The sequence below is a fragment of the Vibrio sp. RE86 genome (assembly GCF_013114545.1).
Classification (GTDB): Bacteria; Pseudomonadota; Gammaproteobacteria; order Enterobacterales; family Vibrionaceae; genus Vibrio.
Genome location: NZ_VTXI01000008.1, coordinates 39,562 through 56,640 on the forward strand (window position 1 = coordinate 39,562; position 17,079 = coordinate 56,640).

Below are 17,079 nucleotides of genomic sequence, written 5' to 3' on the forward strand. Positions count from 1 at the left end.
ATGATTCCAGTTTTTACTTTCTGCCTTTTTGTTACACTAGGTGTTCTACACAGCACCTACGCATTCGCACAAGCTGCAATCGGCCCTTCTCGTTTATTGCTAACCACGCAAGACTGGGCACCCTATCAAGAATACAAACACGGCCAGATGCAAGGACTTGCTCTCGATCGCGTTAAATGCGCCCTAGGAAAAATGGGACAGCCATATCAATTAACCATGACGACTTGGTCAGACGCACAGTTGAGAGTGCACAGTGGCACCCAGCATGGTTTTTTTGTCGCGACTCAAACCGCAGAGCGAGACGATTACGCCACCCTATCCGCCCCTATCGCACAACAAGAGTTAGTATGGTATTTCGGACCTGGTGTAGAGCCTAAGATAGACGAGTTGTCAAAATTAAACCTCAAGTTCTCTGCCAAATTTGGGTCGAATAAGTGGTTTTGGTTAAAACGCAACGGGTACAATGTAGTCAAACAGCCACGAGATGCTAAAGTATTACTAAGGCTTTTAAAACAAAGGGAAATTGACATCGCCTTGGAAGATAAACTTGTGTTTGAGGGTGAGCTAAAGGAAGCTGAGTTACCCGACGACTTTTTCCAATTTCAGACCCTAGATTCTCAACCTATGGGAGTCTATTTCTCGAATCGTTTCCTAAACAAGTATTCCGGTTTCTTAGCTGCATTCAATGTAGCTGTTTCAAAATGTGAGAGGTAACTAGTGGCTATCAGTATTCACTTGATTTCTGTACCCACTGAAGAGGTCGTAACCTCTAGAGTTGTGTATCTTCCTGAAACAGGCGGCACTCTTGGTCGTGCACCTGCCTGTGATATTTGCTTACCAGACCAAAGTAAACGTATTTCGCGCACTCATGGCGAAATACGTTTAACCGAGCGCGGGTATATGTTGATCAATCGTGGTCAAAACAGTGCGCTCCTAAACGATAAACCTCTTGTTCGCGATAAAGAGTACCCACTTAATGATGGGGATATTATCAAAGTAGAGAATTACACCATGCTTGCTTCAACGTTGGTTGCGACAAGCTCACAGGCTCCCTCTACCGTTGAAGATGATCTCTTTTCTCAGCCTTTTGAGTTAAACCTAAATGACGATGAGACAGAGTTTCTAGATCAAGATGTCGCTCCAAAAAAGGTCAATAAAGAGAGTTCGTTTTCACATGAAAATGTACTCAAGGATGACCCATTTGCGTCAGATCCATTTGAAGATATAGATAGCGACAAGATTGAGCCACACATTGAGGTGGATGAAGTGCCAGAGAAAACCATCTATGCACATCAGTCTGACTTAGAGTTTTTACCCGTTGACCCAAACAATAACTCACAGCTAGAAGCATCAATTCAAAAGCTATTGGTCCAATCAGAGAAGAACCAGCAACTGCTCCAAAACCCAATGCTTCATCATGACGCGCTATTCGATGCGTTAGAACAGACAGTTGATCAGTTCTTGAACGAGTTTGCACCGCAAGAGCTAGAAAGTCAGTTCAACGAGTACCTCACAGGTGGAGTCTTTAGCAGTAAAGAGAAGCGCTATTGGAGAATTTATCGCAAACATTTCCAACACAGACAGAAAAATGGCGATTTTCGTCGCCAATTCAAAGCTCTGTTTATGGAAAATATGCAAAAGCAACGTGAGGAAAGCAGTTGATGAGAACGTGGTGTTTAGCAGCAGCGCTCTTTTTGGCTGGGTGTTCTTCAGATCCAACTCCTGTTGTTTCTCAATACAATTTACATATTAAGACCGACCCGTTAATGAATCCTTCTGACGCTAACGAGGCAAACCCCGTAGTTGTCAGATTGTATCAATTAACGGATGCACAGATGTTCAAACAACTACCATTCATCGATCTATACACCGATGACGTGCAGTTACTCAGTGCCAATTTAGTATCAAAACAGATCTTACCGGTTGTGTTGCCAAACACAGAGATAGATCAAGTTCTAGACATCAACGCCACGACCCAATATGTCGCTGTGCTCGTTGAGTTTGTCGATTATCAAAACAGTGAGTCAAAAGCGTTTTCGACCCTACCCATCGAAGAAAACCAGTTTTTGCAACTCAATATACAAGGGGCGAACGCCTCACTAAGCATTGTTACGCCAGATTCAGCCTGGTGGGAATTATTTTAGTCAGTAGATAGGGACATAATGTGGACGCATTTAAAAAAGTAGTATGGCAAGAAGGCATGTTTATCGCCCCACAGCATTTTCAGCAGCAAGATCGATATGTGCAAAACTATGTTCGCCAAAATATCGAGACGTTGGCTGGGTATTCCCCATTTTATGGTGTGACTGAACTGACTTTGAACCACGAACTACTCAAAATTGGTAAGCTCTCTGTGACAAGTGCTGCGGGAGTATTCCCTGACGGTACACACTTCGAAATGAACCACGAAGTAGCCAGAGACATCCCACAAGGCAGTATTGAAACCGTTGTTTACCTTGCACTTCCAATCTCATTGCAAGGCAACAACGACTATGGACAAGAGCAGTCCGATCAAGGCCGCTACTTAACTTCAACGGTCAATGTCTTCGATACTTCGACGTCAGAGAATGCGAGTGTCGAAATCGATATCGCTCATCTCAATATTTCTCTCAAATTACAGGGTGAAGACACATCTGGATTTACCCTACTCCCAATTGCTAAAGTACTTGAATGCACAGAGTCTGGCGAGATCATGCTCGATCGTGCATTCATACCAGCATGTCTACATTACGGCGCATCGCAACTTCTTGTTGAGCGAATTAAAGAGCTACATGCACTCACCTCGAATCGCGCAACGAGCCTTCTGCAGCGTATCCAAGCTGGCCAAGGTCAAAAAAGCCCTCAATCTATGATGCAGGATTACCTGTGGCTACAAACGTTGAACACTTGGCTACCGTGGTTTGATTTAACCATTGCGAATCCAAAATTACAGACACATGACTTGTATGGTGATCTCCGTCGCTTTGAGGCCCAGGTCATGGCATTAACCCCTGCTATTCCGGAAAGCTGTCAGCCGCTGCAGTACCACAAACTTTATGAGAGCTTTAACCCGTTGTTCTCTTCACTGCGAAATATGCTTACTTTGGTACAACAAGATTCAGTCCTTGAGTTCCCGTGGGATAGCTCGCTGTTCGAAAAACGTAGGCTTCTACGAGCTCTGATAAAGGATACAGCAAGCGTTGCCAACCGACGTTTTGTGTTGGCAGTTAAGTCATCGATAAGCAGCGCTGAATTGAATGAACTGTTCCCTATTTCAGCTAAGTTGAGTAACAACGCTCGCATCGTTGAAATCGTTCGTAATGGTCTGTCTGGCATCTCATTAACCCCACTGCCAGTCGCACCTAGTGAACTAAAGCCAATGCAAGGAATGGCTTACTTCGAAGTAGACACCGCTGATCGTATGTGGCTAGAGATGCTTGAGAACAGAGACGCTGTTGCTTTGCATGTTGATACTCGTATCTCAGACCTAAACGTAATGTTGTATGCGTTGAGATAACCTTATGAACTATTTGGACGAAGAAACCCTTGTTTGGGACAACAACCAATCTGAATTTGTCAGCAAAGACGATTTAGGCAATGAAACGCTCTGGAACCCTGTTGACCCATCAAGAGGTCGTGGCGAGTTCCTTCACTACTTTGATAAAGCGGAAAACCAACTATTCAATATCAGTAGTGAACTGTTAGCAATGACGTTAAAAATCCCAACATTGCCAGAACCAGACGATGTCGCAGCGTTACGCCAGCAATTGGTCGATAGTATTAACGAGATTAAATCGAAAGGCGCAGGGCTTAACTACCCTGTCGCCGTCATTGATAAACTCTGTTTTCTTTACGCCGTCGTGCTTGATGAACTGATCATCTACAGTGAATGGGGTGAGTCTCGTGGTTGGGAAAACAAAACTCTACTGAGTGAGTTATTCGGTATGAGAAACGGAGGTGAACTTTTCTTTACGGTTGCCGATAAGGCGTTGCGTCAGCCACAAAAGCTCATCGACCTATTAGAGATCATCTACATCTTTATTAACATTGGTTTCAAAGGTCAGTATCGTGATGCAGGAAATGACCACCTCAAAACCTTCGGCCATCAGCTTGAACAGGTCGTGAGTCAGTACAGACAGTCTGCTAATATCCACTGCCATACACGAACCAAGTTGCCAAAAATTCGTAAACCGACCAGACGTAAACGCTATTTTGTCACGACGGTGTTTTTTCTGTGCCTTATTGTAACCAGCGTTGCGTTGACACATTTTTGGTATGACAAAACCCATACTCAGCGTGCGCGTGACTTTTTTAACCTGCCTGACTTTAGCGAACGTTATATTCTCTCCGGTGAGGTGAATGATATCATCTTCATCAGTGAAGACTCTGATTTAGAAAATACGCCTAAACGAGCGAGCAAAGTGGAGCTTGTTTCCGCTGCACCGCCGAGCAACCTAGCCACAAGTCAATCCAATTGGCTAGTTCAGTTAGCTACATTTGATCAAGCGAAGAACGCAAACAAGTTTATTTCTCAACTGTCTCCGTCAAAGTACCAACCCGTTGTCGATGAATACAAATCCTATTCACGTGTCATCGTTCACAGCGAATCTTCAGAACAGGCACAAGAAATCAAAAACTGGTACTCCGAGAAAGACCGACTCAACCCAATCATCGTAAGCAACTTAGCCAGCGATTCTAACAATAATAATGAGGCCCAGTAGCGATGAGTAAAGAAGAAACTCCTCCACGTTCTAAAAAGCGCAGTATCGGCTGGGCTACGATCATCACTCTAATCGCACTGGCGATTGGGGCCGGATTAACATGGTGGTTAGGCTATCCACAACACCTTGTTGCCGGTATTGTGTCAACGATGGTCGTTAGCCTTCTAGCTGGCCTTTTCACCTACTGGTTGTTGCAACGTAAAGCCAATCCAAACAAAACGCCTGATGAACAACGTTTACTCATTCAAAAACGCAGTAAGCTTCTTGCGATACACTTTAAGCGTATGTTGGGCGTCCAAAAGCGTAAAAAACGCTTAAACAGCCGTTACGACCAACCCATTTATGTGCTGTTAAGTGACGATCCAACTAAAGACAAAAGTATCATTACCCAAATGGGCTACGAAGCCTACAAAGTCGATGACTTTGGCAATGATATCGAGTTCCCAGTACTGTTTTGGCTCAGTGAGCACTCCATTCTGATTTCGGTCAGTATGGGCGACGACCAACAACCACAATACCTCAAAACACTCTCAGAATGCCTTAATAAATGGCGACCTCGTCAAGCAGCGAATGGCTTAATTTTGACAACTGAAGTGTCTCAGTTACTTGGTAATCAAGAGGGGTTAACCCAGCGAGCAGATGAGATTAAATCAACCATCAAAACGTTTAACGACACTTTCGGTTTAGATCTTCCTATCTACAACATCATTACGAACATGGGACAGATCAACGACTTCTGCCAGTTCTTTTCTGCCTTTGATGAAGCCAAACGAAATGATGTGTTTGGAGCTACATCGCCAATTACCAAAAATGGCGGGATCGATGCCGATTGGTTTAACGAGGAGTTTGACCATCTTATCGGACAACTTATCGCCAGCACCAACACGGCACTTTCTTCTCAATTAAATCAAGAGTTTAAAAACTCAATTTGTGCAGCGCCTTATCAATTCGGATTGTTGAAACAGAGCTTATGGCATTTTTTCCACCGCTTATACCGAGGTGATCAATTAAACAACGGCCTAAAGTTCCGTGGTTTCTATTTCACTCACAGCGGCGCAAGCGATGAACAGTACGACTTGCTTGCTAACGTGGTGAACGAATCCCTTGGTAACGAGCGCTTTCAGCAACAGCAGCAGATTCCAGTTAATCAAACACTGTTTGCTAGCCATATCATGAGCCATGTGATTCTCAATGAGAATGCACTCGTGGGCGTCAACCGCCGTAAAGAGAACATGTTGCTCTTTTGGCAAGGTGCATACACAGTATTCTGCGCATTCGTTTTGGTGGCGACCTTGACGATTATTAAGCTCGATTTCGACTACCAAAACGCCCGCGAAGCGCGTGCAGACAATATGTTAGAGCGCTATAAAGAAGCGATTGCAGCGACGCCATATGACATCGAAAACATGGCTGACAACATTCCTAATCTTTATTCGCTACATCAGATCTATGCACTCTATTTGCGACCAGACCCTTGGTATACCCTTCCCTTCATGCCAAGTTCAAGTATCAAAGAAGAGGTCGAAGCCGCCTACTTTGCTGAGCTTTCACGTGTACTTATCCCATCGATGGAAAATACGTTAGAAAAAGATCTGTTTGTCTATGTGAACCTAGAAGACCAAGCAAAGACTCTGTCGCTGCTAAACAACTATCGCTTACTGTTTGACTCAAACCGCACCAATATCGAAGAGTTAAAGAACTACTTTATTTCCACCATGACTGATCAAGGGGAAGCGGACAGCGTCAATTTGGCTCAACTTCGTCTGCTATTAGATGATGTATTTACCCAAGATCTGGTGCCCGTTAAAGCAAACTACGATTTGGAAAGTTTGGCGAAAAAAGTTATCAATCAAACAGGTGTTGAGTCATTACTGTATGAACACATTTTGAACTCACCTACTTTCTCAAAGCGTATTGATATTCGCCAAGAGCTCGGAGAAAACTTTGACCGATTACTAAGCTTCTCACCAAATTATGTTGGATACTTGGTCCCTTACCTATTCACTCCTTCTGGGTTTAACGAATTAGATCTTTCTATCGACTCTCCAGTATTGTTGGAAGCACTCAAAGCTTATGAGGGCGTAGCTGGTAGCTCACCAAGCGCACTGGAAATGTACCGCATAAGCCGAGACTTAAAGCAAATGTATCAAGCCGACTACATTAACTATTGGCGTGATTTTGTTGCGAGTATTGATGTAAACGCTGTGACAACCCCAGATCAGCTCAATACCACTTTGTCTGTGCTCACAACGGCTTCAAATAACCCATTGGCGCAGCTTTATGGAACTATCAGCAAGTACACCTCGGTAGAGATCGAAATACCACCGGCAAAGAAAGGTGAAGAAGCAACGCCTCCTCCGCAGCAGGACCAAGATAAGAAAGAGGCCGCTCGTCAGATTTATATCGCGTTTATGCCATACCACAAACAGGTTGAAGCAAGCGAGAACGATGGTAAACCAATCGATCAACTATTAAGTCAGTTCACTGAAATGGAGATTTGGCTGGAACAGTTCTTTACTGCTGAAAATCCACAAGAAGTGGCATTTCAAACTCTGACAGCAGAACTTAAGCTAAGTAATCCGGTGTCGTCCGTTGCATCAATGACGGCAAGCCAACCGGCAACCTCCGTTACAGTGATAAACAATGTGACTCAACAAGCCAACCAAATGGTCATGGGACTGGCTCACGGATATTTGAATACCGCTTGGCACAATGAAGTATTTCAGACTTACCAAGATACCATCGCGGCTTATTTTCCGTTTAACCGCTCCTCATCGCTTGATGCAACAACAAGTGACGTGGCTACGTTTTTCAAGGCAAATGGCGTGTTGGACAACTTTTATCAAGCCAAGCTAAAAGGATTTAATTCTGATGAACGTTCACCTTACTTGCGTGGTCTGCTACCTAACACTGGCCTAGCTTTAGACCCAATGGTTTGGCAAATGATCAGCAAAGCCGCAGATATCCGAAATGCCCTGTTCTTGAACGATCCACAGAATATGTCTTTAGTCTTCCAAGTGAAGGCGACTGAAATGAGCTCTGATCTGACGCAGTTCTCAATTGATGCAGAAAAATCGCTGTTTACGTATCGCCACGGTCCAATGCTATGGAGTAAGCAATCTTGGTCAGCTCAAGACCTAGATAAGGACTCGATTAGTTTCCGATTGCTGTCTCAGGCTTCTCAAGTCGCAAATGAACAGTATTCTGGCAGTTGGGCATGGTTCAAGTTGGTACAGCCACGAGTCGTATCGACGACTTCACAAAGTACTCGCGTGAAATTTAGTCACAACGATAGCCAAGTGGAGCTGAACATTAAGACGCAAGGCCAAAACAACCCATTTGTGCCTAACTTCTTCTCAGCGTTTACTCTTCCATCGAGTATCTAAACTTATATGCGCTTTGAGTCGCTACCTTCTGTACCAAGACATATTGATGCTTGTATACGAGCACTGGGACTAACCCAGTGCTCGTTGCTTGGTCAGAAAGTATATAAAGCCTACTGCGCGACAAACGGGTGGGTAGCGATTAAGTTTGCTTTAGGGCAAAGAGAAAAGACCCTTCTTCAAAGGGATGCTGAGTTTCTATCAAATTATTCCAACCAGCACTGGCCACGATTCATAGCCAAAGGGGCTCATAACAATATCCACTGGTTAATGATGAGCCTCATTGATGGGACCCCTATCTCGGTTTATCAAGACTTGCCTCCGATTGAATCACTTCTTGCTAAGCTAGAGTCTATTCTCAGAAACGTCCATCAAACAGGATTTATCCACGGTGATATAAAGCCTTCTAATATCGTGCTTCAGGCGACTGGTGAACTTGCTCTGATTGATATGGGAAGTGTTTTACCGATCGGTACTGAGTATCAAGCACAGCAAGCCCTAAGCGTGTCCCCACGATTTTGTAGCCCAAATGCGCTTTTTCGCTATGGTCGAACTTGCAAAGCTGATGACTATTTCTCATTAGCGGTTTCTGCCCAAGGTTTATACGGTTCCTACCCTTTCGGCTCTGGAGAGTTGAGAACACTCCACCAACAAAAAAAGGCTCCGAACTTCGGAGCCTTACCATCACGCTATCAAGTGTTTGTTCATCGTCAGATTCGCCTCGCTAAGCAACTGACGACGGCTGGAATTTGCTAATATCCACGTTATCAATCTGACTTTTCGCTAAGAACTTCTCGGCATATTCTAAATACGCGCCACTCTCGACGAACAATACAAACAGATCCATGTCGATATGATTATCTAGTGCCATCTTGTACAGGATATCAATCGCGACACTTACTGGTTTGGCTTTTTTGTATGGTCTGTCCGCTGCAGTTAACGCTTCAAAGATATCCGCAATCACCAAGATCCGTTCAGGCAGTGACAAATCCTCAGCAGATAACTTACGAGGGTAACCCGTGCCTTTTAATGTTTCATGGTGCGTCGAAGCGTATCTAGGCACACGGCTCAGTTCTGGCGGGAATGGAAGCGCTTCTAGCATCTTGACGCCACTGATCATGTGCTCATTAATCTTGAAACGATCTTCCGCTGTTAATGTCCCTCGAGAAATAGACAAGTTATACACTTCACCCAGATTGTACTGGTGTTCTGGTACATCGACGTTAAAACCATACTTTGGATCTAAATCCATCGGCCTTTCTCGTTTAATGATGTGCTCTGGCTTATCAGAAAGCAGCGGCTCTATCGCCGGAACGTGCTTCTCTTGTTTCTGCCTAACCAGATCTTCAAGTGGTGATAAGCCTAGAGAGTCATCAAAATTACGCTGCCATGTCTTTGCTGCAATCTGTTTGATTCGTTTCACTTGCTCTTCACCCATAAACTCGCCACCAACATTCGAGTTAGCAATAAATTCGAACTCTTCTGTTAGCTCTGCTTTAGCGACTTCTAGGGCCTCAAGCGCAGCCTCTTTATCTACGGACTGATTGAGTTGACTTGTCAAACATTCAATCTCTGCATCGCGCCAAAGTACCTCAAATCGCATACGTATCTCGTGGATTCGATTGTAGTTGGCCTCTAACTTGGTACCTTTATCAACAATATGCTCTGGCGTGGTTATTTTACCGCAGTCATGTAGCCAGGCAGCAATTCTGAATTCCCTACGCTCATCATCATTGGCGAAAGCAAAATCTTTAAACTTACCCGTAGTGCTTTCTTCCGCTGCCTTAGCTAACAGCAAGCCCAACTCAGGAACGCGATTACAGTGTCCGGCGGTATAAGGAGACTTGTCATCGATCGCCTGTGCAATCAATCGAATTAAAGACTCCATAAACTCTTCTTGCTGTTTCTCATGGCGTTGAAGCTCAGATCCCATTCTAGAAATAGACTCTGATAACTCATGAACTTCTTTTATTCGGGTATTGACCATCTTCACTTGGTCATATTGGCGGGCTTTGATCTTTTTCGTCTCTACCCTTAGCGCTCGAATAGGTTTCACAATTGGCGCGCTAAATCGCCACGCAAGTGGCATCAAACACAGCATAACCAAGACAGTCGCGAATGTGGATGTCATCAGTCTAGGAATCACTTTTGCAATAACCACAGACTCTGGCACAACAACAGCAAAATACTCTTGATTAACCTGTGAACCACCCATTTGCGTGACAAAGACGAATTTATCTTTGCCGTCGACCTGAATAGTTGAAATTGAATCATGCAACTCAGAAGTTTGAGAAGCTTTAAACAACTCAGGGTAAGGTACGAAGCTTCCTCGCCATTGATTAGTGTTCAACCATTTCTCATTGAGTGCTTCTCGCTGCTCCGTTGAGATTGCAGCAATCGCTTGGTTAATAATGGAAACTATCGCTTGATTCTCTTCTTTCATATACAGATGAAAGGAGATTGGTTCTGCGTCCATCATTTTGGTCACATTCACTGCAGGCTCAACAACAAGCTCATTGAGTTCACTAAGAGTATGGTACGTATCAACAACATAATTAACCTTACCATCTAAGATTTGACTCTTAGCGCTGTCTAAACTTGGAAGCGCAACAATATCGAGACTTGGGTAGCGTTCACCTAACCATGCTTCTAACTGATAGCCGCCCACCACACCAACAGGTTCACGTAACTGTTGAAGCGAAGTGGGGATCGTCTTAGAAATTGCTGACGCCAGTGCCAACTGCCCTTCAAACATTTGGGAGCTTTCTGTTCCCTCTGTCCGGTTATTTTTAGGCACGGAGTGAATAATATCTAAATCGCCAACACGGTATTTTTCAGCCAGTTCAACTGAATCGAAGCCATTAATAAACTCAAACTTAAGTCCTGTTTGCTGAGAGATCAGTGACAGAACGTCAATCGCGTAACCTTTAGGCATACCTGCTTGAGCATAATCGTATGGCCCCCAGTCATTTTGGTTAGAGACTAAAAGAGAAGATATTTGATCAATGACGCCTTGGTGCTCTTCAGTCAATGAAAGAGGCTCAGAAGCGGGGATCTCTACATCGTTGTTTAGGTTAATGTTTGAGGCAATCACTTCACCCTTTTCGTTAAAAATAAAGGATTCAACGCCATTACCTTCGATCAAACCTAACTGAGTTGCAGTAATTTTTTCATTCACCGCAGACAACACGACATCAATACCAATCACGCCTTTTTCGCCCGCAATAGCGTACGTCTGCCCGGTAATTTTAAGATGTTTAAATAGGTACGGATCCGTTTTGTATACCTCTTCCTCTTCAGCACCAATAAACCAAGGGCGTCGAGTTGGAAAATAGTTGCTCTCTTCCGTAATACTGTTGGTTAAAGTGAAATCTTCGGTAAAGTATTCAGTGGTACGAACTCGATTAGATTCAGGGCCGGTGATATGGATGATGACCCAGCGGTCATGTTTGTCGGCATTGATACGCTGACGGACAATAGGAGAAGAATCGAGGTTGATGACTTGAAAAAAGTTTTCATCTTTACGACCAAAGTAAAGACTATAAAAAAGTGGATTGTCATATAAGATATTAGTAAAAATATCCCTCGTTTCTTTTTCAGTAAAATCATGATCGATGCTGGCGGCAAAGCCTCTTAGCAGACGGACATTACTGGTGGCACTGACTTCGACTTGTTGAAGATACTCACTGACATCTGAAGATGCCATCGTCAGCTTAGATAGAACATGCTCTTGCGACATCTGCTTGCCAAAATAGTATTGTAAGCTGATAGCAAAAAGCGCTGTGACAGCAGTTGCAAAAAGGAACATCCCACCCACGGTAAATTGGATTGAGTACTTTTTGCCACTCACAGAAGATGACTTCATCTGATGCCTCCATGGCGATGAATAAGTCGAATCTGACTTATAGTCGTAATTAACAAATTATTATCAAGCGAGTCCATTTATATATCAATACGAAATTCTATAAATAGAGGAACATCGCGCTTTCAACTTAATCAACCAGATATTTAAACTTCGCAATCCTATGTTTTTCAGGAAAATATTTTTCAATTCTTCCACCGTGAACTTTATGAACAAAACTAACATTATGCTCAGTATTGTTTTTATCGCCGCATTAAAGACAATTTATTAACAGCTCATTAACCTTAGACACATCTGTTGACAGGCTCCCTCCCCTGATAACAGAGATTTCATAATGATAAGCGTGCTCTCAACGAAGAGCCTGCACATACATAAGGAACGTGAATCATGTTTAAGGTACTCAAACCTACTCTAGCTGCTTCGATCATTGCAGCATCGTTTTCATTCAGCGCTTTTGCGGCGGATGTCGAAAAAATCCACTTTTTGATCCCTGGTGGCGCTGGTGGTGGCTGGGACATGACAGCTCGCGGTACGGGTGACGTACTAGTGAAATCAGACATCGTTGAAAACGTCTCTTTCCAAAACCTGTCTGGTGGCGGTGGCGGTAAAGCTATTGCACATCTGATTGAAACAGCTAAACGTCAAGAAGACACCTTGATGGTGAATTCAACACCAATCGTTGTGCGTTCACTAACAGGTATCTTCCCTCAATCCTTCCGTGATTTAACTCCTGTTGCAGCGACCATTGCTGATTACGGCGCTATCGTGGCGTCTGTCGATTCTGAGTACAACACTTGGGAAGACGTCGTGAAAGAGTTTGAATCTAACCCTCGCAAGGTAAAAATCGCGGGCGGTTCAGCTCGAGGCAGCATGGATCACCTAGTCGTGGCTGCTGCATTTAAAGGCGAAGGTTTCGACGCGAAGAAGGTTCGCTACATTGCATATGATGCCGGCGGTAAAGCAATGGCAGCCCTACTTTCTGGGGAAACACAGCTTCTATCGACAGGCCTTGGTGAAGTATTAGAAATGTCTAAGTCTGGTCAGGTAAAAATTCTTGCCGTGACTGCACCAAAGCGTCTTGATGCTGCGCCTGATATTCCAACGCTAACTGAATACGGAAACGAAACTGTCTTTGCTAACTGGCGTGGTTTCTTTGCAGCTCCTGGCACTAGCCAAGAAAAAATCGATGAGTGGAACACTGCATTAACCAAGATGTACAACACTGACGAGTGGCAAGTCGTTCGTGACCGCAATGGTTGGATTGACAACTACAAAGCGGATAAGGACTTTTACGCTTTCCTCGAAGATCAAGAGAAGCAAATGGGCGACCTGATGCGTGAGCTTGGTTTCCTGAAATAACCTTTTAAGTGGTCAGAGAGCGACTTGCACCGCTCTCTTTTCTCCCTTTCGCCGCGTACGAGTTAACACACAATCTCCTCTGTTTATTTATAGACAGTTAGGCCTTTGACTAGCAGCAATCGCCTATTTGTTAGTGAAACATGCTCATTAACCCTCTTACGCGGCTTTTTTCTTCCAAATAGCTGTCACTCATATGGAGTTGGATATGTCGGACTTGCCAACGAACTCATTCACCAATGGACGATTCTTCACTAAGGAAAACCTTTTGTGCCGTGATCGTGTTGGGGCAATGATTTTCTTGATTGTCTGTCTATGTTACGGATATCAAACATCTCAAATCCCCCTATTTCCTGGCGATGAATATGAACCTTTCACCGCCCGAACTCTGCCCACACTACTCACTTACATCGGAGTATTTCTTTCGCTGATTCTTCTGGTGACAGGCCAGCCCGACGTCAAAAGTGGCGCAGTAGTCAAGTTTAACTGGAAACTGCTCATTGGCTTTTTAGCACTAATGGCTTTGTATGGCTTAGGTCTGACCTATGTCGGCTTTGTTATCGCAACAAGCTTTTTCTTGCTCGCGGGTTTCTATCTTTTGGGCGAAAGACGAAAGAAGGTCTTATTAGGTGCTTCATTCCCATTTGTTATCGCCTTCTACCTTCTGCTCACTAAGGGCTTAGATATTTACTTAGAGCCTGGTGTTGTCTTCACCATGTGGTCTTAATTAAAGGAATTAACACTATGTTAGATGGAATTCTACAAGGCCTTTCGACCGCCGTTATGCCAATGAACATCATGATGGTGATCGTCGGCTGTTTCGTGGGTACCTTCATTGGTATGCTGCCAGGTTTGGGGCCTATTTCAGCGATCGCTCTTATGATCCCGATTACTTACGGTTTAGACCCTTCTTCAGGTCTGATCCTAATGGCGGGTGTGTATTATGGTGCCGTATTTGGTGGCTCGACTTCTTCAATATTGATTAACGCCCCGGGCTGTTCTTCAACGGTTGTCACTGCGTTTGACGGCTACCCGATGGCGCAAAAAGGTCAAGCTGGTAAAGCCTTAGCGCTCGCTGCTTACTCATCATTTACTGGTGGTACTCTATCAGCGATCATGCTTTTGGTTGCCGCGCCTGCGCTAGCAAACGTTTCATTAAGCTTCCAATCTTCAGACTACTTTGCATTGATGTTGCTTGGGCTGTCCGCAGTTGCTGCATTTGCTGGTAAAGGACAAGTGGTAAAAGCGTGGATGATGACCATTTTAGGTCTAATGCTATCAACAGTGGGTATCGACAAAGGCGTTGGCGTTGAGCGTTTCACCTTTGGTTTAACGGATCTTATGGATGGCTTTAGCTTCCTGCTTCTCGCAATGGCTACTTTTGCTCTTGGTGAGACCCTTATGGGTATTTTAAAACCAGATCAAGATACTCGCTCCGATGAACAAGACAAAATGAGCAACATTGGCAGCATGAAAGTGACCAAAGAAGAGATTAAAGAGGTTGCTCCTGTTTCTATCCGTTCATCTATTCTTGGCTTTTTCACCGGCGTTCTACCTGGTGCCGGCGCTACAATTGCAGCGTTTTTAAGTTACGGTATGGAGCGTAACCTAGCGCCTAAAGAGAAAAAAGAGCAATTTGGTAAAGGCAGCATTCGTGGTCTTGTTGCACCAGAGTCCGCAAACAACGCCGCATCAAGTGGCTCATTTGTACCACTATTAACTTTAGGTATTCCGGGCTCAGGTACTACCGCTATTATGCTTGGCGCTCTCATTGCTTATGGTATTCAGCCTGGTCCACGTCTGTTCGTTGAGCACCCAGATGTATTCTGGTCAGTCATCATTTCCATGTACTTTGGTAACATTGTATTGGTTATTTTGAACTTGCCACTAATCCCTTACATTTCTAAGTTGCTAGCGGTGCCAAGAACGGTTCTTCTACCTATGATTCTGTTCTTCTCTATCACAGGAGTTTACTTAGTTTCGTTTAATACCATGGACGTCTTCATCATGTTAATGATCGCCATGGCAGCTATAGCGTTGAGACTCGCAAACTTCCCTCTCGCCCCACTCCTACTTGGATTTATCTTAGGCGGATTGATGGAAGAGAACTTGCGCCGAGCCTTGATGATCAGCGATGGTGAGCTGAGCTTCCTTTGGGAACGCCCAATTACCATGACGTTCACTGTACTGGCTGTTCTCGTTCTGTTTAGTCCTATGTTTGTAAAGCTATTCCAAAAGCTAAAACCAACTCCAGCTAACGTCGAACAACAATAAGATTTACATTCCTATGTTTTGGGGTCATTTGGCCCCTTTTTTGTGTATCTTGATTGTTAAAAATTAAATTAGAGTATAAACTCTAATTTTAAAAAGGTAATCAAGGTATGTTGCTATGTCTTTGCGTCCACTCGCGTTTTTAGTCGGCTGCATTAGTCTTACTTCTCCGCTTGCTCATTCGGCCGCAATAAGCTTTGAACAAGCATGGCAAGTACTGCAGCAAGAAAATAACTCCATCGCGGCTCAACGTTCTAATGTCGAACGCTATCAGCACTTACAAAATGCAACAGGCAACCTTAACCTCCCTTCCGTCTCTATTGGTGCCAATTACACTCGATTAGATAATGATGTGACCTTATCTGGCGAACAGCTCAGCGACTCACTCAGTAACGTATCGCCTATTGGGCAAGCCATTTTGCCACTGTTCAACGATGTCACCTCTACCATTACTGAACGAGACATTTTTACATCTTCAATCCGTGCTATCTGGCCAATCTTTACAGGGGGTCGAATCAACGCTGCCCAATCGGCTGCGGAAGGCAAGAAAGAACAGGCTCAAAGCGAGCTGGCGATGGAAACTCAAGCAAGGTTCGAGGACTTAACCAAGTACTACTTCTCTGTACTGTTGGCTCAAGATGTCGTAGAAACACGCACTTTAGTTGAACAAGGTCTTAAAAAGCACCGCGATAATGCTTTGAAGCTTGAACAGCAAGGCCAAATTGCTCGTGTAGAACGCCTACAAGCAGAGTCAGCATTAGACAAAGCGATTATCGAACGGAAAAAGGCGCAAAAGAGCCTTGAAATCGCCCAGTCCGCACTCACTCAGATCCTCAATCAAACCTCCGCTGTTGAGCCTTCAGACACACTGTTTACCAATGACTCACTTCCCCAGCAGCATGCGTTCATAGAACAAACACTGGCAACCTACCCTGGGCTTGCTCTCCTAGATGCAAAAGAGAAACAGGCCACCAGCCTTATTAAAGCGGAGAAAGGAAAGTACTACCCTGAAGTCTATCTTTATGGGGACTACAGCTTGCATGAAGATGACTCCCTCGCTAGCCAAATGAAACCTGATTGGCTAGTTGGCGTTGGGGTCAACATACCACTCATTGAAACTAGCGGCCGTAGCGACCAAATTAAGGCGGCTCACAGTGCTGTTACCCAAGTAAAACACTTAAAAGCACAAGCCAAGCAAGACCTGTCAGTGCTGGTTCAAAAAACCTATTTAGAAGCCGAGCAGGCAAAAGAAGAAGTTAGCGGGTTGGAATCAAGTATTGCGCTAGCTGATGAAAACCTAAAGCTGCGCCAAAAAGCGTTCTCACAAGGATTATCAACTTCCACTGACGTTGTTGATGCTCAGCTTTACGTAGCTAGCGTTCAAACTCAGCAGGCTGCAGCGCGTTTTAACTACCTAATATCACTCGCGAAATTGTTAGCTCTATCAGGAGAGATGGATACCTTCTCTCAGTACCAACATAACGCCGTTAAACCTTCACGCTCATAG

Annotated in this window: 12 protein-coding genes; 11 read left to right on the forward strand and 1 reads right to left on the reverse strand. The window is 44.3% G+C overall.

What is annotated here, in order from left to right; genetic code table 11:
• The 7 genes from F0231_RS09690 to F0231_RS09720 are packed head-to-tail and all read left to right on the forward strand — an operon-like array spanning nucleotide 1 to nucleotide 8,839.
• A complete protein-coding gene (locus F0231_RS09690; protein ID WP_253825773.1) occupies nucleotides 1–714 on the forward strand; it encodes a transporter substrate-binding domain-containing protein in 714 nt (237 codons plus the stop codon).
• Between the two features lie 3 nt (nucleotides 715–717).
• Nucleotides 718–1,662 carry an FHA domain-containing protein gene (locus tag F0231_RS09695; RefSeq protein ID WP_171759528.1) on the forward strand — a complete coding sequence of 315 codons (945 nt, stop codon included), beginning with the start codon at nucleotides 718–720 and terminating at the stop codon, nucleotides 1,660–1,662.
• Entirely contained in the window at nucleotides 1,662–2,144 is a 483-nt protein-coding gene (gene tssJ / locus F0231_RS09700) for a type VI secretion system lipoprotein TssJ (RefSeq protein WP_171759529.1), read from the forward strand. Before F0231_RS09695 ends, tssJ begins: the two co-directional genes overlap by 1 nt.
• 20 nt (nucleotides 2,145–2,164) lie before the next feature.
• Nucleotides 2,165–3,496 carry a type VI secretion system baseplate subunit TssK gene (tssK, locus tag F0231_RS09705; protein WP_171759530.1) on the forward strand — a complete coding sequence of 444 codons (1,332 nt, stop codon included), beginning with the start codon at nucleotides 2,165–2,167 and terminating at the stop codon, nucleotides 3,494–3,496.
• 4 nt (nucleotides 3,497–3,500) lie between these two features.
• Nucleotides 3,501–4,700 carry a type IVB secretion system protein IcmH/DotU gene (gene icmH / locus F0231_RS09710; RefSeq protein ID WP_171759531.1) on the forward strand — a complete coding sequence of 400 codons (1,200 nt, stop codon included), beginning with the start codon at nucleotides 3,501–3,503 and terminating at the stop codon, nucleotides 4,698–4,700.
• A 2-nt stretch (nucleotides 4,701–4,702) separates the two neighbouring features.
• On the forward strand, nucleotides 4,703–8,086 hold the full coding sequence (tssM, locus tag F0231_RS09715) for a type VI secretion system membrane subunit TssM (protein WP_171759532.1): 3,384 nt from the start codon (nucleotides 4,703–4,705) through the stop codon (nucleotides 8,084–8,086).
• A gap of 6 nt (nucleotides 8,087–8,092) precedes the next feature.
• The gene (locus tag F0231_RS09720; protein WP_171759533.1) at nucleotides 8,093–8,839 is read left to right on the forward strand and encodes an AarF/UbiB family protein; all 747 of its coding nucleotides are present in this window, start codon (nucleotides 8,093–8,095) and stop codon (nucleotides 8,837–8,839) included.
• On the opposite strand, the gene F0231_RS09725 is transcribed toward F0231_RS09720, so the two are convergent.
• Complete coding sequence (locus tag F0231_RS09725) at nucleotides 8,808–11,948, reverse strand: HD domain-containing phosphohydrolase (protein ID WP_171759534.1); 3,141 nt, start codon at nucleotides 11,946–11,948, stop codon at nucleotides 8,808–8,810. The two genes, F0231_RS09720 and F0231_RS09725, sit on opposite strands and share 32 nt — an antisense overlap.
• Before the next feature lie 384 nt (nucleotides 11,949–12,332).
• Between F0231_RS09725 and F0231_RS09730 the strand changes: the two genes are divergently transcribed.
• The 4 genes from F0231_RS09730 (at nucleotide 12,333) to F0231_RS09745 (ending at nucleotide 17,079) form a co-directional block, all read left to right on the forward strand.
• Nucleotides 12,333–13,304 (forward strand): tripartite tricarboxylate transporter substrate binding protein, encoded by a 972-nt coding sequence (locus F0231_RS09730; protein WP_171759535.1) that lies wholly within the window; start codon nucleotides 12,333–12,335, stop codon nucleotides 13,302–13,304.
• 205 nt (nucleotides 13,305–13,509) lie between these two features.
• A complete protein-coding gene (locus F0231_RS09735) occupies nucleotides 13,510–14,028 on the forward strand; it encodes a tripartite tricarboxylate transporter TctB family protein (protein ID WP_171759536.1) in 519 nt (172 codons plus the stop codon).
• 17 nt (nucleotides 14,029–14,045) lie between these two features.
• Nucleotides 14,046–15,575 carry a tripartite tricarboxylate transporter permease gene (locus F0231_RS09740; RefSeq protein WP_171759537.1) on the forward strand — a complete coding sequence of 510 codons (1,530 nt, stop codon included), beginning with the start codon at nucleotides 14,046–14,048 and terminating at the stop codon, nucleotides 15,573–15,575.
• Nucleotides 15,576–15,690: 115 nt separating this feature from the next.
• The gene (locus tag F0231_RS09745; protein WP_171759538.1) at nucleotides 15,691–17,079 is read left to right on the forward strand and encodes a TolC family protein; all 1,389 of its coding nucleotides are present in this window, start codon (nucleotides 15,691–15,693) and stop codon (nucleotides 17,077–17,079) included.

Coding starts and splice junctions, on each gene's coding strand:
- icmH (WP_171759531.1), top strand. CDS start 3,501: ATGAACTATTTGGACGAAGAAACCCTTGTTTGGGACAACAACCAATCT.
- F0231_RS09730 (WP_171759535.1), top strand. CDS start 12,333: ATGTTTAAGGTACTCAAACCTACTCTAGCTGCTTCGATCATTGCAGCA.
- F0231_RS09745 (WP_171759538.1), top strand. CDS start 15,691: ATGTCTTTGCGTCCACTCGCGTTTTTAGTCGGCTGCATTAGTCTTACT.
- F0231_RS09725 (WP_171759534.1), bottom strand. CDS start 11,948: ATGAAGTCATCTTCTGTGAGTGGCAAAAAGTACTCAATCCAATTTACC.
- F0231_RS09735 (WP_171759536.1), top strand. CDS start 13,510: ATGTCGGACTTGCCAACGAACTCATTCACCAATGGACGATTCTTCACT.
- tssM (WP_171759532.1), top strand. CDS start 4,703: ATGAGTAAAGAAGAAACTCCTCCACGTTCTAAAAAGCGCAGTATCGGC.
- tssJ (WP_171759529.1), top strand. CDS start 1,662: ATGAGAACGTGGTGTTTAGCAGCAGCGCTCTTTTTGGCTGGGTGTTCT.
- F0231_RS09690 (WP_253825773.1), top strand. CDS start 1: ATGATTCCAGTTTTTACTTTCTGCCTTTTTGTTACACTAGGTGTTCTA.
- F0231_RS09740 (WP_171759537.1), top strand. CDS start 14,046: ATGTTAGATGGAATTCTACAAGGCCTTTCGACCGCCGTTATGCCAATG.
- F0231_RS09720 (WP_171759533.1), top strand. CDS start 8,093: ATGCGCTTTGAGTCGCTACCTTCTGTACCAAGACATATTGATGCTTGT.